Annotated in this window: 15 protein-coding genes and 1 pseudogene; 10 read left to right on the plus strand and 6 right to left on the minus strand. The window is 41.2% G+C overall.

Features of this window, described 5'->3' with window-relative positions; genetic code table 11:
• From A7456_RS10570 to A7456_RS10585, 4 genes are all read left to right on the plus strand, one after another.
• On the plus strand, positions 1–501 hold a 501-nt coding region (locus A7456_RS10570), incomplete at its 5' end, for a hypothetical protein (RefSeq protein ID WP_211266075.1).
• On the plus strand, positions 498–767 hold the full coding sequence (locus tag A7456_RS10575; protein ID WP_067010484.1) for a hypothetical protein: 270 nt from the start codon (positions 498–500) through the stop codon (positions 765–767). The genes A7456_RS10570 and A7456_RS10575, both read left to right, overlap by 4 nt.
• Positions 768–815: 48 nt before the next feature.
• Entirely contained in the window at positions 816–1,760 is a 945-nt protein-coding gene (locus A7456_RS11510) for a VENN motif pre-toxin domain-containing protein (protein WP_067010487.1), read from the plus strand.
• A gap of 298 nt (positions 1,761–2,058) precedes the next feature.
• Positions 2,059–2,340 carry a hypothetical protein gene (locus A7456_RS10585; protein ID WP_067010489.1) on the plus strand — a complete coding sequence of 94 codons (282 nt, stop codon included), beginning with the start codon at positions 2,059–2,061 and terminating at the stop codon, positions 2,338–2,340.
• 587 nt (positions 2,341–2,927) lie between these two features.
• Here the strand turns inward: A7456_RS10585 and A7456_RS10590 are convergent.
• Entirely contained in the window at positions 2,928–3,887 is a 960-nt protein-coding gene (locus A7456_RS10590; RefSeq protein ID WP_067010493.1) for an Arc family DNA-binding protein, read from the minus strand.
• A 237-nt stretch (positions 3,888–4,124) separates the two neighbouring features.
• On the opposite strand from A7456_RS10590, the gene A7456_RS10595 reads away from it, so the two are divergent.
• The 5 genes and pseudogenes from A7456_RS10595 to A7456_RS11810 all read left to right on the plus strand — a co-directional run bounded on the left by A7456_RS10595 (position 4,125) and on the right by A7456_RS11810 (position 6,958).
• Positions 4,125–4,337, plus strand: coding sequence for a hypothetical protein (locus A7456_RS10595; protein WP_067010496.1), 213 nt, complete (start codon positions 4,125–4,127; stop codon positions 4,335–4,337).
• Between the two features lie 413 nt (positions 4,338–4,750).
• Positions 4,751–4,978 (plus strand): hypothetical protein, encoded by a 228-nt coding sequence (locus A7456_RS10600; protein WP_067010498.1) that lies wholly within the window; start codon positions 4,751–4,753, stop codon positions 4,976–4,978.
• A 60-nt stretch (positions 4,979–5,038) separates the two neighbouring features.
• Positions 5,039–5,260 carry a transposase gene (locus tag A7456_RS10605; protein WP_067010501.1) on the plus strand — a complete coding sequence of 74 codons (222 nt, stop codon included), beginning with the start codon at positions 5,039–5,041 and terminating at the stop codon, positions 5,258–5,260.
• A complete protein-coding gene (locus A7456_RS10610) occupies positions 5,230–6,207 on the plus strand; it encodes a Mu transposase domain-containing protein (RefSeq protein WP_067010504.1) in 978 nt (325 codons plus the stop codon). Before A7456_RS10605 ends, A7456_RS10610 begins: the two co-directional genes overlap by 31 nt.
• A 10-nt stretch (positions 6,208–6,217) precedes the next feature.
• A pseudogene (locus A7456_RS11810) lies at positions 6,218–6,958 on the plus strand (ATP-binding protein).
• A gap of 293 nt (positions 6,959–7,251) precedes the next feature.
• On the opposite strand, the gene A7456_RS10620 reads toward A7456_RS11810, so the two are convergent.
• Positions 7,252–7,899 (minus strand): phosphoglycolate phosphatase, encoded by a 648-nt coding sequence (locus A7456_RS10620; protein ID WP_227713278.1) that lies wholly within the window; start codon positions 7,897–7,899, stop codon positions 7,252–7,254.
• 781 nt (positions 7,900–8,680) lie between these two features.
• Between A7456_RS10620 and A7456_RS10625 the strand changes: the two genes are divergently transcribed.
• Positions 8,681–9,241 (plus strand): porin family protein, encoded by a 561-nt coding sequence (locus tag A7456_RS10625; protein WP_067010509.1) that lies wholly within the window; start codon positions 8,681–8,683, stop codon positions 9,239–9,241.
• Between the two features lie 95 nt (positions 9,242–9,336).
• Here the strand turns inward: A7456_RS10625 and A7456_RS10630 are convergent, their stop codons facing one another.
• The 4 genes from A7456_RS10630 to A7456_RS10645 form a co-directional block, all read right to left on the minus strand.
• Positions 9,337–10,692, minus strand: a complete 1,356-nt coding sequence (locus A7456_RS10630; protein WP_067010512.1) for an FAD-dependent oxidoreductase — start codon at positions 10,690–10,692, stop codon at positions 9,337–9,339.
• A 20-nt stretch (positions 10,693–10,712) separates the two neighbouring features.
• Complete coding sequence (locus A7456_RS10635) at positions 10,713–11,831, minus strand: acyl-CoA dehydrogenase family protein (RefSeq protein WP_067010516.1); 1,119 nt, start codon at positions 11,829–11,831, stop codon at positions 10,713–10,715.
• A gap of 137 nt (positions 11,832–11,968) precedes the next feature.
• Complete coding sequence (locus tag A7456_RS10640; RefSeq protein WP_067010519.1) at positions 11,969–13,318, minus strand: anthranilate synthase component I family protein; 1,350 nt, start codon at positions 13,316–13,318, stop codon at positions 11,969–11,971.
• Between the two features lie 290 nt (positions 13,319–13,608).
• On the minus strand, positions 13,609–14,841 hold the full coding sequence (locus A7456_RS10645; protein ID WP_067010522.1) for a beta-ketoacyl-ACP synthase II: 1,233 nt from the start codon (positions 14,839–14,841) through the stop codon (positions 13,609–13,611).
• Positions 14,842–14,843: the final 2 nt, after the last annotated feature.

Raw genomic sequence — 14,843 nt, forward strand, 5'->3', positions numbered from 1 at the left:
TATTATTTGCATGTTACTCAGAGAAATGAGTGGAATAAAGAAGGAGTTGAGTTATTTAAAAAACAATTTAATCCAAAGCTCAGCTATGAACAGCAGTCACAAGAGTTTCGACAAAACTGGAATGAGTACCCTGATTATAAAAATGCATTTCATAACTTTTCTGCTGATGATGCAAAAATTTTACAAAATCCTGATGGAACTTATCCTCACGCAAAATATGTACATAAGGGCGGTCAATTTGAAGTGATTGTAGATAAAAAAACAGGGAAAATTGTTACCACTCCATCTAATGCAGGCACATTTAATTACTATGCAGACAGTTTAGGTCATATAGATTATGATGTAGATCCTTGGGCGGACTTTGGTAGCGGCAATGGTGACAATACAAGCTATGATATTCGTCATTCTGGTTCTGGAAAATTTTTTGGTGAATTCAAACTATGGGACAATAAAGGAGATTCTATTAAAAAATTTAAAAAGTTGATAAGGTCAGATAGATGAATAAGTTTGAAAAAATATTTCTTTTGATGGCTGTTGATTTTATTATCATATTTAATATGGGTTTAGCCTTTGATCCTTTTAAAAATCATTTTTTATTTAAGGTTTTTCACTATTATTTTGCTATTAGTATTGTGCTTTTATTTTTTTATTATACTATATCAAAATTATTTCCAAGGATAGATAACTACTATTGGGTATTTATTATTATATTTATTACTATTAAAGAGTATTTTGCAATATTACTGTATGGAGCATCAGTTCTTTAGCTATTAGTATGGTAGAATATGTACAACACACCATTAAAGTAATTTTTAATGGTGTGTAACAATAATGCCCTACAAGGCTTAGGCTATGGTACAATAACCCCAACTCATAAAACCAGTACCACCCACACTGCCATCACTGACCAAGCAGGGCTTAGCCATATCAACACAAAGAATTTCAAACAAGAAGAAGTTCAACATGAGCTTAACCCAATCATCACCAATGACTTTAACAAAGAGCAAGCACTTAAAGAGTTAAATGCTCAGGTCACTATTACTCAAGCATTTGATACTGAACGCCGTGCCATTAGAAGTGAATTTGCAAAAAAAGCAGAAGACTACCGCAAAAAAGCCAAAGATTTAGTAGATGATAATCCAAGAAAAGCAGAACTTGAAACCAAAGCCAAGCAAATAGACGACAACCTAAGACTCTTCGATGGCATCACCTCCGCCTTGTACGCTCCTAACTCAAATGGTATCATAGGGGATGTGACAAGAGCAGTAAGCCCACAAGTGGCTTATCAAATTGGGCAGGAGTTTAAACGTAAAGACCAAGAAGGTTCAGCACAGCACCTTTTAGCTCATGCCATACTAGGTGCTGCGGTAAGTTATGCCACGGGTAACAACATCACAACTGGTGCTTTATCAGGAGCAAGTAGTGAAGTGGCTGCACCTGCCTTGGCTAATTACCTATATGACACCAAAGACCCAAGCGAACTTAACCAAGAACAAAAAGATACCATCGTCAGCATTCTAGACCTTGCCACAGTGACAACAGCTTATACAGCGACTGATGGCAATACTACTGATGCTGTGAGTGGGGCTGAGATAGGGAAAGTGGGGGTGGAGTGGAATGGTACTGTGGTCGTAAACGCAGGGATTAACACTACGCCTATCAAGGGAAAAGGTGGTGAGCTTGCCGTTTTTGTAACGTCTAGTGATGCGTTTGAGAATTTTTCAATCCGTAACCCAAAAATTAATTGGGGGGGAATTTGATGCAGGGGTTGCTGTAACAACTTCTGACATAACAGGTTTTGGGGCTGGTTTTGGCTTGGGTGCAAATTACATCCAAGGCGGCAGATCAAACATAGATGATACTTCAAGTACAGCCAGCACTTGCTTGCTCGTTGGATGTTTCAATATTCATAACGACTCTAGTGGCAAATATTCTGGATATGGCGGGGCAATCGGTGGTAATTCCAAAGGAGGTGTTGCTCCCAGGGGCTCATTTACATACTCGGATAACAAAACCAGAACGCTTACAATAAGAGATGTCTTTTAAAAGGAGGTTGCAATGAATGCTAAAAATACTTTTTATGATTATCAGAAGCTTTTGCGAATTAGGAATAAATATTTAGCAGTAAATGTTTTTGCCTTAATTGCCTTTGAATTTCTCCATTCTATTTTTGGTACAAAATTATTTTTTTATATGTCGCTTATGGTATTTTGTGGTTTTTTCTATATTTCAACGATTGTATTTATTAGTAGATATAACACTTGCCTTTATTACAAAGGAGCTTTTTTGGTTTGGGGAAAAACAGGATGCTATAAACCCTTTGACTATTTTTTGCAATAAATGCAGCAATTGTAATTACCCTAAATGTTGTAATACAAAGCAAACTTAGCCCACAAGTTGACCGGTACAGTCCCAGGTGCTTGTTATGGCCGTGGTGGTGAGGATGGTATGGGCGGCACAATCCAAGATTTTAAAAACTCATACTGAACACGGTTCAACAGGTATAAACCATAGCCTGTAGACACTATCTCTCCCTCTGCCAAGTCAAACTATTAACTGAGTTTCATTTGGCTTTGGCAGGGAGTTTGGTGCTTAATCACACCAAAACAGATTTGTACCAATTTACGCATACAAGCATATAGTACGGCAGGATGCGTATCACACACCATTAATTTAAGCCGTTTCGGGATTGTGTTGCACGCACCTGCCCACTTCAAACTCTCATCACCCTTTATGGATATCCGCATTCTGGTTAATGCAATAGCCAATGACAGACATTAATCATATGTGTCAGCATAAAGTACATGTCACACCCAAGTGCTAACAAAGCAAGGCTCGTAGTTTGTGCTAAGACATAAACCCACCCGCCCAACCCCAACCCTGCCACCATCTTTTTTGATGGTGGTTTTTATTCTTGATCAAGCGGTTTAGAGATGCATATCTCTTAGCTTGGGATCTTCATTGATATACGCCTGCACTCTAAAGCAGACATCCCGATAGCCGCGCCAGTAGTAATCCGCATCTTGTTTATCAAACATATGTCGATCCCAGATGTCATCCATCCACGGAGTAAAGGTTGCTCGTGCAGTCAGCTTGAGTGGATGTTCCATGCCTTGTTTTAGCTGTTCACAGACGGCTGCATCAAATAAGTAGCTCATGGCTTGGTGTTTATACTCACCATGTTTACAAATATCTTTGAGTGCCAATACAAACAAAGCTTGTATTCTAGCACCTGTAGCACCAACCACATTGCTAAGATGGATATTAGTAGTGTACACCTGGGCATGCTTGTGACTAAACTGCTTGATGATCAATACATCACCAGCAGCACTGTCGTTTCGAATAAAAAATACCTTTTGAACTGCATCAAACCCTGCTTCTGGCTCAAAACAAAACTCCACAATAGATTGGACGGTATCAAAACGGCTCATGTCTTGGTTTTTGATTGGATAAGGCTGTTTTTCATCAAACATTAGCCATTCGGCATCGCATCCTAGATAGTCCGCCAGTTGTTTAAGCTGCATAAAAGTTGGTTCAAGATCACCATCAAACCAACGAATCACTTCATCAGCTCTTTCATAACCCAAATCATAAGCGATACGCGCAGGTGATAGCTGTCGCACCATTGGCACCTTGCTCAATTCAAATAAGGCTGTGTTTAATCGTTCTTGAACCGCACCTAATCGCTTGGTTTTATGATGGCGAGCAACAATCTCATCTAGCTTTTGCATGATGTCTGCATAGCTGTCATTGGGTGTGGAGAATGAGTTGACCAAGCGATAGTTCATTTCAAGATTTAAAGAACGACCATGAAACTGTGCTTGCTCCTGCAGTTTTTGTTTAAGGTCAGGCGGGATGCGCAAATTAACTTGTATATCTCCAGCCATAATGAGTAACTCCGTGGGTAATGCGATTTGGTTGTTATTCGGTATTATATAGAAAAATCATGGGTTTTTTAATTGGCAAGGGATACATTGTAAACTTTTTTGGTCATTTATCTAGTATAATGTGGTATATTTAACATTTATAATAGTATATAATGGTACATAAATTATTTGACTATAAATTTATTTGTGATTTTTATAATGCTAAACTTAATTTTTATTTTATAAGGATGGTGTGAAATGCCTGCTCAACACAGAAATTATATTTCTCAAACCAATGTGAAACTACCCAACGATCTCAAAGAATGGGCTAGACAGCAAGCGTCACAGGATTTTCAGTCGCTCTCAGACCTTATCTACAAACTTATCAATGAAGGAAAAAAACGTCGCGAGACCACAAAAACAGTTTGTGACACCCAACTGGGTGCATCAATACAACACTTATCTTTATAAACCAAGACACGCTTTTTGCGTGTCTTTTTTACTGATTTTACCAACCAAAACGATATTAAGGAGTGGATAATGCACTGACCTTAGCTAACACAGATGTCAATATTAATACGATTGCAATGAAAAAGCACTATCAAATGGCGTTGATAGTGCTTCAATAAAGATGTCGTTAAGCAAGGTGACATCTTATTATCCCTGCTGGTACTTGATTTGTCAAGTGCTATAGGGTCTTGCAATCCTCAAAAAAAGAATTTTAATTATAAAATATATTGAGGATTTCTCATGAACATAGATAATAAAACCATCCGTGCTGCACTAAAGCAAATCGATCAGGGCTTAACAACCGAGCCGTTGTTCGTCATCTAAGCATCTCACCAACCACAGTCGCCAAAATACGCAAGCTCAATCAAAACTGTATGCTTGGTATTGATGAAATACTGGCAACAAATGATGTTGAAATGCGAAGGCTTTTGGGCTTGGTCAAGGTATATAACCCACATAAAATCAAATCCATCAAAACACATCCTGATTGGGCATACATTGATAAAGAGATGTCGTGCCCTGACATGATACTTGGGTTATTATGGCAAGAATTTAAAACGCTTCATCCTGACGGAATCGGCTATTCTCAGTTTTGTGAATAATATCGTAAATACAAGAAAACCTCCCGTCCGAGCAAGCGACAGATCTATAAGGCTGGCGAAATGGTGCAAGTGGACTTCTGTGGTCGCAAAGTGCCTATTTATAATGAGCGCACAGGCACAGTGATTGTTGAAGCTGAGATTTTTGTTGCCATACTGCCTGCATCTGGGTGTATCTATTGTACCGCCGTCCCATCTCAAAAGGCGGAAGACTGGCAACTGTGTCATATTCGAATGTTTGATTTTTTGGTGGTGTGCCACTCAAGCTGGTCACAGACAACTTAAAATCTGCGGTGATTAGCCATAATTCAACAGGTATTCAAATCAATCCCTCATATAGCGAACTTGCAGATCACTATGACATCATTATTGCACCCTCACGACCTCGCAAGCCAAAAGACAAATCTATGGCAGAACTGGCGGTGCGCATTGTTCAGATGGGTATTTTGGCTAAATTAAGAAATCATCGGCTTTTTAGTTTGGATGAACTAAACCATACGCTCTCACAAGAGCTTTGCAAATTAAATACCAAAACAACAAAACGCTACCCAGAGAGTCGATATGTTTGTTTTAGCAAGACTGATGAGCAGTTTTTAAATCCGTTGCCTGCCAAGGCGTATGAAATATGCCAATGGTTCTATAATCTTAAAGTTACTGAGTTTTATATGATTACTTTGGAACATGCCAGCTATTCTGTCCCATATCAGTTTATAGGTCAGCGTGTAGATGTCAAACTAACAGATAACAAAGTATTGGTGTATCCACACCGCGAACTCATCGCTGAACATCAACACATTACCACAGGTAGCAGTATTTTGCATGAGCATATGCCAAGAAATCATCAGCTGCAAGATGAAATGCAGCCAGATAAATTACTGGCCTGGGCACAAAATATTGGCAAACAAACCGCTCATATGGTTCAAAAGATTATGCAAAACAAATCCGGCTATGCCAATAATCTTAAAAAGCTCAATCAGTTAAAGCGATATTTGCTTGAGCATAAAGTGCCGAATATGCAGATAGAGCAAGGCTTTGACTATGTGCAAAGACTCAATATCTGTGCAGTTGACCGCATCATTTCGGTATTTAAAAATAAAGTTTACCAAAAGACAGAATATCTGATCATGCCAAGCATGGAAGATTTGGATGTTGCATTCACCTCAAACCAACTGCATGAAAACATTCGTGGCTCAAATTATTACGCCAATGAAATCAACCAAATTGCAAGCTAGGAGATTAAACATGACAATTAATACCATTATCCTAAAACTCAAACAACTAAAACTTAGCCATGCCGCCAACTATTATGAGGCGCATTATCTGGCACCAAGCAATCCACAGATAAGCACGACAAAGCTGATTGAAGGTATGCTTGAACATGAAATCAATGGTCGGCACAATAATTACATCAATAAATTGATTAAAAATGCCAAGTTTCGCTATAGCAAAGCCAGAGTTGAAGACATAGACTATAATAGCAAGCGTCTCAGTCCAGACAGTATCTCGCCATTGTTAGAATGCGAATGGATAGATAGGCATCGAAGCGCCATTATTATGGGCGCGACAGGAACTGGTAAGACTTGACTGGCTTGTGCGCTCGGCAATTATGCTTGTCGCAACTTAAGAAAAGTGATGTTTGTTCAAGCTGCTGATTTATACGAAGATATTATCTTATCAATAGCCGATGGCAGTATCGCCAAGGTTAAGCAAAAATACTGCAAGGTAGATTTGTTAATCATTGATGACTTTGGCATTGGTGAATTACTACCGCAGATATGTCCTGTGTTGCTTGATATTATTGATAAGCAATCTAGCGTTGGCGGTTTGCTGATTACTAGCCAATACCCTGTCGCAGCTTGGCATGGATTATTTCCTGAAGCAATCATAGCTGATGCTGTGCTTGATCGTATCATTCACCGAGCATACCCGCTTGCACTGGCAGGCGAATCTATGCGGAAGAAATTAGCGCACACAATAAATTAACACCACAATAATCATAGAGACTCAACTAAAATGACCAGCATTCACCGGAATCGTTGGTCATTTTAAATCGAAATTGGTGTCCATTTTAGACTGGAATAAGTGGTCAGGAGGGTATGGATTTTGACAGATGAAATTTGGTATCTTTGTTCAAGAGTAAGATGTGTATATTTTTGCAAACGTTTCTGATATGTGAAAGTTGAGGTAACAAGTACAACACTGCACATCTTACTCTTTTCTCTATATATTTAAACGTTGCGCTTCTTGGTTGAATTTAATAGGTATTTATTATAAAATTATAAAAAAGCAACCAAATCCCCAAAATCATCAAACACCCCATCAGGATGGCTTTGTATGATAGGTTCGCCATAATTGTAGCCATAAGTTAGGGCAAGGGTTGTTATGCCTGCATTTTTTCCTGCTAAGATGTCGTTTTTGGAATCACCGACCATGACCGCATGTGATGTATTTACGCCAAGCGTATGGCAAATGTGCAAAAGTGGGTCAGGATTGGGCTTTTTGGTGGGTAGGGTATCACCTCCAACAACACAGGCAAATACATCTGTCCAGCCCATATTTGTCAAAATATCGGGTAAAAACCGACTGGGTTTATTGGTACAAAGAGCTAATGTAAAACCGTGTGCCAGTAGGCGTTTTAGCCCATCTGTTACCCCATCATACTCTACCGTTTTGCTTTGACATGTGGCATATTCTGTCAAAAATAGCTCGTGGGCGTGGTGTAATCCATCAAGGGGTAAATTTGCCCATATCAACGCACGTTCTACCAGTGTGACAGAACCATTACCGACCCAATTTCGCACTCGCTTCATGCCAGCAGGAGATTTACCAAAATGAGCAAGCATCTTATCCACCCCATCGGTCAAATCGGGGACACTGTCAATAAGTGTGCCATCTAAATCAAAAATGATGAGTGATTTTTTCATCAATATTCCTTTAATTTGTTTTTGGGCAATAAATAAAAAATTGGTCAAATTAACCTAGATTCAACCATTTTTGGTGATATGTGCTAAATTTTTTCAAATTTTAGATGGTTTTTCAAATATTTTATCAAAAATTTTAAAAAATAGCGATATTTTAGGATTTTGGGCATTTTATCCTCCGTTGCCGTAAACCTGCGACTTTGGGCGGTGGATATAAGGCAATTGTTAAATGCGATAAGTTTTGCTATACTCATCTCACTATATTCAATGTCTTACAGTCCACAGTTAAGTTAAGACTAAATTGCGAGTACGCAGTAACTTAACTGGTAAGACGTTTTTAAACACACACTTAAGCTAATTTGTGTCTATGACAATCCTAACAGTAGGATTAGCTTAAAATAAGAACCTAAGATGTACGGTGTGTCGTACGGGCGGTTGCCACTATCTTAGGCTTGCGGTGGGGCTTCACCGTCTTGTAGAAGAAATCCCCGAACGATAGGGCGGGGAGGAAGTCAAAAAATGGAAAAGGTGAATGTTGGGGAGAGTGATGGTCAAATAATGTAACGCCTACATGGATTGTAAGAAAGGTAACAAAATATTGCAAAAGTCGTCCAATATAAGGATAATGGGGGTCAATTTTGCAAAACTTTACACTTAACACCATAAAGACACACAATTTTTTAGAAATATTTTGTTACTATATACACATCGGCATTGATGGTTATTTTTATCAATGACGACATAATAACAAACTCGGTGCTTGCACCATAATTGGAGAAAAATCATGAAAATGCTAAACAAAGCTCTATTAGCTCTTAGTGCATCATCACTATTGATGATGAGTGCCAGTGCTGCTGTAAGCTACGGTGCAAACAGTGTTGGTCAGCCTTATGTGGGTGTAAAAGTGGGTCAATTTGACCTTGATAAGCTTCAAAGTCATAAAGGCAAGTTGACCGCTTACGGCGTGTATGGTGGTTATAACTTTGACCAAAATACTGGTGTTGAACTAGAATATGTGGGTGCTGACAGCGAAAAATACAAGCACAGTAGAACTCTTGCTGAGTATGAAGTAAAAGCTAAAACTTATGGTGCATATGGCACTTATCGTTATCACTTTGATAACATGCCAGTCTATGCCAAAGGTAAATTGGGTCTGTCTAAAACAGAAGTTGAAAATTATACAACCAACAGTCGTGCATACTCTAAAAAAGACGACAAAACATCAATCGCAGGTGGCGTGGGTGTAGGCTTTCAACCAACCGTTAACTTTGGTATTGAGGCAGGTTATAACTACCTAAATGCTGATGCAAATATGTGGGGTTTGGGTGCTCATTTGGCATTCTAATCTTAACTGCCATAGTCTAAGTAAGTATGACACAAACAACCGTAAAGCAATTTACGGTTGTTTTTTTATATTCGTTAGGTGAGTAATATCAAAACTTATGCTGATTTTATTGTGGCTGTTGCTACAACATTACCATGCTCTCTCATCTCTAAGATAAGCCCATTATCATCATCGCTAAGTACATGCCAATTACCCATACCTTTGGGTGAACCATGAGCACTGACGCTGATGCTTTTATTTTTTAGGCGAATCATGGGTGGGGTGTGTTTGTACATTGTGCCTTGCCCATCTTTTTGAATGATTTGCCCTGCGATAACCGATGCTTGGGAGCGATGCGGAGCGACATAGCGACAAGGCACGCCATCAATGCTGATACAGTCACCCAGAGCGTAAATGTTAGGTTCGCTTGTTTGGAGGGTTTGGGGATTGACGGCGATGCCTGTGTGTTTGTTAAAAGTCAGATTGGCACGCAGAGGCAAGCGTTCGTGAACATAAAGCCCTGTGGCAACGATGATTTCATCAACCAACAAGGGGCTGGTTGCTTGGCTATCATGGTTAAATAGGTCAATCTGATAACCATGTGCGTTGGCGGTTACGCCTTTGACCATGCTGTTACCCAGCCAATTTACCCCAAGAGCTTTAATTGCGGTTAAAATACGCTCACCTGCCATGGCAGGCAGTAGCGAGGATAGGGGTCTGGGGTGTACGTCAATGAGGTCAACCTTGTGACCTGCCTTTATCAAATCTTCACTAAGTTCAGTGCCAATCATGCCCGCTCCAATGATGGCGATATGTTTGGGGGCATCCAGACGTAACTTTAATTCATGAAAGCGTTCTAAGTGATTGATGTGCCATGCCATCTCTTTGGTGATGGTGGGCGGATAGGCAGGAGTGGCACCGATGGCTAGGATGAGTTTGTCATAGTATACCGTGCCACGAGTGGTGTGTAGGCTTTGGGTTTGAGTATCTATGTTGGTAACGTAGGTATTGGCAAGCAGGTGTATGTTATTATCAAGGGCGGATTGATTGCCTGTGGCACGCACCAGTTCAGCTCGCCCTTTGCCTTGGGATAGGGCGACGGACAGCATGGGTTTATGATAGCGATCAGCGTTATCGGCACTGATGAGCGTGATGCGTAAATCTTTGTCCAAAGCACGCAAAGCTTCTACCATCGCCCAACCTGCAAGACCTGCACCAATAATGACCACGCCACGCTCGGTGCGATCAAAAACAACCGCAGGAGCGATGTGGCTTGTCTCTTCATAGGGTTCAAAGTCGCTTTTACGTACACCACACAGAGGGCATTGCCAATCATCTGGAATGTCCTCAAAGCGAGTACCAGCAGGCAAGCCGTCCTCAGGGTCGCCCAATTCTTCATCGTAGATATAGCCACAAGCAAGGCAGATGAATTTACGCCATGCACCACGGCCATCAGTGGGGGAAGTTGTCATGATTACCTTTTTATAAAAATTTAAATGAAATACTCAATTGGTTTGACCCGGGGTTCGTCCATCAGCTGGTGTGACAGATATCGCAGATGTTTGATGGCAGGGGTAACAATTGCCACGAACTGAGCTTCACGCAGGCGACGTTGGGGGTGAGCATTCATCAGGTAGCCTTTTGCCCCTTGGTGGAGCATGGCAGATTGAGTGGCTTTTAGGGTCAGCATTGCCCCCTGTTCACGTACATTTAGCACATCTAGGAAGAATTCTTTGTCGCTCTCAAATGGGTTTTTGCTTAGGTTTAGTACTTTGGCAACCAGATTGTCAAGCTCCAAACTTAGGCTGCCTGCTTGATCTTCTAAAAAGGCATTAGAGACCGCCGTACCCTCTTTGATATCATCAATTGCCCCCATGATAATCCCTGCTCCAATACCCAGTTGCATCAGCACAAATGCCGAGCGAATACGGGTGATGAATTCTTTGCAGGGTAGGGCGATGATATCATCGCTACCGATGGGATAATCGGTCAATTCAATGCGTAGCGTGCTAGATCCTTCCATGCCACTAAATTTAGGGCAGGGGTGCAACTGCCATGTATCAGCTCTGTTTTTATCAAAGTGTAACAAGAAAAATACTTCATCATCCGTGCCGTTTATCTGTGCCACAGCACCACAGTATTGACCATCTTTGATGTGGCTAATCCACGGTAAAATGCCACTGATTTTGTAGCCATCTGCATCCTTTTTGGCGATAAATTTCATGCTCTCAATATTTGCCCATGCTTTCATCGGGTTGGACAGTGCCGTACCGCCAAAGCTGTTGGCAAGGGTGTGATTGTTTAAAAACTCACTTTTTAATAGACTGTTGTCCGACTGGTCAATGTAGAGTCCCATCACTTGATGACACCACGTCAAAAAGGCGGTTGTGCCACATACTCGCCCCACGTTGGCATTGGCAAGTATCGCCAAATCAAAGCGGTTGCCGTAAGCATTTAGGTGTGGGGCGAACAGTCCCGCCTTGCCCAGCTTGGCCATTTGGCTAAGGGGGTAATAACCTTTGTCAATGTCAATGACTTTGGGGGCAAGATGTGTGCTTGCAAGCGTGGCAATGTTATTTAAAAAAGCAGTCTGGTCGTTAAAATGAAACATGAAAAAGCTCTTATGTCGTTTTGGAATAAGTGGTATTTAAATGGTATTATAAAGTCAAAGGGTTGATTTATCTTTTTCCGATTTGGCATAAATATTGTATGTTTGGGAACATGGCGATAGAATCATGCACCCCATTCTCACTTACCATGCATCATATGGATGACATTGCCCACTTTGTCCAAACATTCTTGATATTCGCTGTCCATGTCTGATTGTATGGTAATGCCGCCGCCTGCCCATAATTCTGTATTTTGCCATTTTTGTAGTGTGCGAATAAGTACATTCCAATTGCCCGTACCGTCAAAATTCATATAACCCATGACACCACAATATGCCCCACGAGCAGAGATTTCTAATTCATGGATGATTTGACACGCTCGTTTTTTGGGTGTGCCTGTGATTGAACCTGCAGGTAAACTGCCAAATAAGACCGCCAAAGAATGCACATCTTTTAATTGGGCATTAATGGTGCTGACCATGTGATGTACGTTTTGAAAACTCTCAATTACAAAGCGTTTGGGTGTTTTTACCGTGCCGATATGGGCGTATTTACCTAAATCATTTCTGAGTAAGTCCACAATCATTAAATTTTCACTGATGTCTTTTTCGCTGTTTGCCAATTCACTTTTTAGCTCATTGTCCGTGCTAGCATCATCATGGCGTGGACGTGTGCCTTTTATGGGCTTGGTGATGATGTCAATGCCATCATCTGTTTTGTTAAACTCAAAAAACAATTCAGGAGATACCGATAAAATCTCAAATTCTCCTAATTTTAAAAACCCTGCAAATGGCGCGTTGATTGTGTCCTGTAAATGGGGTAAATGATTGACCAAATTTTCCAAATCTGCTTGCCATTTTTGGGTTAGGTTAATTTGATAAGTATCGCCTGCCTTGATGTATTTTTGGATTTTATTAAAGGCATGATTATAATCCAATCTTTGCCATGATGAGATGAATTGGGTGAGTTCTCTTTTTGGCAAGGCTTGATTTAATAGTTCGGTTAATGAGCTTTTTATTTTGTCAAAGATTTGTTTGTCAGTATTGATGCCAATCAATGTAAATCCATGGTCGCACGGCTTGATATGAATGTCATAATGCCCAAAATAGGCACAAGGCTGACCAGCTTTGATGGTGATGCTTGCATCTAATTCATGAGCGGGTAGGTCATAACCGATAAAGCCCATCAAGCCGTGCATGTACTCGCCTTTATGTGTGGCAGTTTGGGCTTGGGCTTGGCAGTAGGCGATAAGCTCATCTTGCCAATCGGTATAGGTGGAGACATAACGCTTAGGTGGTGCGTGGCGTGTGTGTTTGTCTATCAAGAGCGTGTCTGTAAATGTTGCCGTCCATGACACAGTAGGGCAAATGCCGATGATGGGGCGATGAGCGTTGTGTAAAAAACACGCCTGCCAGTTAGGATGATGCGTGATGATGAGTGCGACAAGTTGGCTTGGGGTGTGCGTGGTGTCAATGGGGTGTGTGAGCATGATGATAAACTGATAAAAGGCAAATTGTCATATAAAATAAGAAGAAAAATAGAATTGGCGTTATTATAACTTTAATAAGGGCGATGTGGGGCGATAATACACCAAATGCGGTTATAAGACAACTTATGATAAAAAAGATAGACCAAACGCCAAATTCAAGGAGACATTAGCATCTTTGTATTTGGCGATTTGGTAGTGCCACCATCACAGTTTGGTCATAAAAAGCAAAGCGAGCTAAGCTGAATCTGATACGCCATTTGAGGGGCAATAATGTCTTGATTTCTAAAACATTAACCCTCAAATTTGCTTATCACCAACGCTGCATTTGTTCCACCAAAACCAAAGCTGTTACTCATGATGGTGTTAAGTTTGGTCTGACGTGTGGTTTGGACAATGTCAAAGGGTTTGGCTTTTTCGTCCATGTTGGTGATGTTGATGCTAGGAGCGATAAAGTTGTTATTCATCATGAGTACACAATAAATCAGCTCTTGTGCCCCCACTGCCCCCAAACTATGCCCTGTTAGGGATTTGGTTGAACTGATGGGTGGGGTTTTGTTTGCACCGCCAAACACCTCGGCGATGGCATGTAGCTCTGTGATGTCACCAAGCGGTGTACTGGTGCCGTGTGAATTCACATAATCTACCGTATCAATCCCTGCCTGAGATAAGGCAATTTGCATACAGCGAGTTGCTCCCTCACCGCTTGGGGCGACCATTTCTGCCCCATCTGAGGTTGCACCATAACCGATGATTTCAGCTAAGATTGTCGCTCCACGAGATTGTGCATGTTCTAGGCTCTCCACGACCACGATGGCACCACCACCTGCGATGACAAAGCCATCTCGTGTGGCATCATAGGGGCGACTTGCGGTTTTTGGTGTGTCGTTATGGTTGGTACTCATTGCTCCCATTGCATCAAACATGCACGACTGTGTCCAATGCTCGCTCTCTGCCCCTCCTGCGATGACCACGTCCGCCTTACCGAGCTGAATAAGTTCCATGGCATGACCGATACAGTGGCTAGATGTGGCACAAGCTGATGATAGCGAATAGCTAATACCCTTGATGCGTAGTCCTGTGGTAAGCGTGGCAGATACGGTGCTGCTCATGATTTTAGGTACTGCCATTGCTCCCACACCACGCAGTCCCTTGGCTTTCATGTTGTCTACTGAATTAACCACATCCGCCGTACTTGCTCCGCCTGAGCCTGCCACAACCGCAACACGTACGTCATCTGCTATGTCATCAAGGCTTAGCCCTGCATTGTCAATGGCAGATAAGGCGGACACATAGGCGTATAGGCTTGCATCTGACATAAAGCGTTTTAGCTTGCGGTCAATGGCAGATGTATTAAGTGTTTTTTGGTCAATAGAACCTGATACGCAGGATTTAAAGCCATTATCAGCATAGCTTTGGTTGAAGATGATGCCTGATTTGCCGTTTTTTAGATTGTCGGTAACGGTATCTAAATCGTTGCCAATGTTTGAGACAATGCCCATGCCTGTGATGACGACTCTTTTCATAT

The sequence above is a fragment of the Moraxella nonliquefaciens genome (genome assembly GCF_001679005.1).
Classification (GTDB): domain Bacteria; phylum Pseudomonadota; class Gammaproteobacteria; order Pseudomonadales; family Moraxellaceae; genus Moraxella; species Moraxella nonliquefaciens.

Excerpts from the sequence above, each read along its gene's own strand:
- A7456_RS10575 (WP_067010484.1), top strand. The coding sequence starts at position 498 with ATGAATAAGTTTGAAAAAATATTTCTTTTGATGGCTGTTGATTTTATT.
- A7456_RS11510 (WP_067010487.1), top strand. The coding sequence starts at position 816 with ATGGTGTGTAACAATAATGCCCTACAAGGCTTAGGCTATGGTACAATA.
- A7456_RS10585 (WP_067010489.1), top strand. The coding sequence starts at position 2,059 with ATGAATGCTAAAAATACTTTTTATGATTATCAGAAGCTTTTGCGAATT.
- A7456_RS10590 (WP_067010493.1), bottom strand. The coding sequence starts at position 3,887 with ATGGCTGGAGATATACAAGTTAATTTGCGCATCCCGCCTGACCTTAAA.
- A7456_RS10595 (WP_067010496.1), top strand. The coding sequence starts at position 4,125 with ATGCCTGCTCAACACAGAAATTATATTTCTCAAACCAATGTGAAACTA.
- A7456_RS10600 (WP_067010498.1), top strand. The coding sequence starts at position 4,751 with ATGCTTGGTATTGATGAAATACTGGCAACAAATGATGTTGAAATGCGA.
- A7456_RS10605 (WP_067010501.1), top strand. The coding sequence starts at position 5,039 with ATGGTGCAAGTGGACTTCTGTGGTCGCAAAGTGCCTATTTATAATGAG.
- A7456_RS10620 (WP_227713278.1), bottom strand. The coding sequence starts at position 7,899 with ATGAAAAAATCACTCATCATTTTTGATTTAGATGGCACACTTATTGAC.
- A7456_RS10625 (WP_067010509.1), top strand. The coding sequence starts at position 8,681 with ATGAAAATGCTAAACAAAGCTCTATTAGCTCTTAGTGCATCATCACTA.
- A7456_RS10630 (WP_067010512.1), bottom strand. The coding sequence starts at position 10,692 with ATGACAACTTCCCCCACTGATGGCCGTGGTGCATGGCGTAAATTCATC.
- A7456_RS10635 (WP_067010516.1), bottom strand. The coding sequence starts at position 11,831 with ATGTTTCATTTTAACGACCAGACTGCTTTTTTAAATAACATTGCCACG.
- A7456_RS10640 (WP_067010519.1), bottom strand. The coding sequence starts at position 13,318 with ATGCTCACACACCCCATTGACACCACGCACACCCCAAGCCAACTTGTC.
- A7456_RS10645 (WP_067010522.1), bottom strand. The coding sequence starts at position 14,841 with ATGAAAAGAGTCGTCATCACAGGCATGGGCATTGTCTCAAACATTGGC.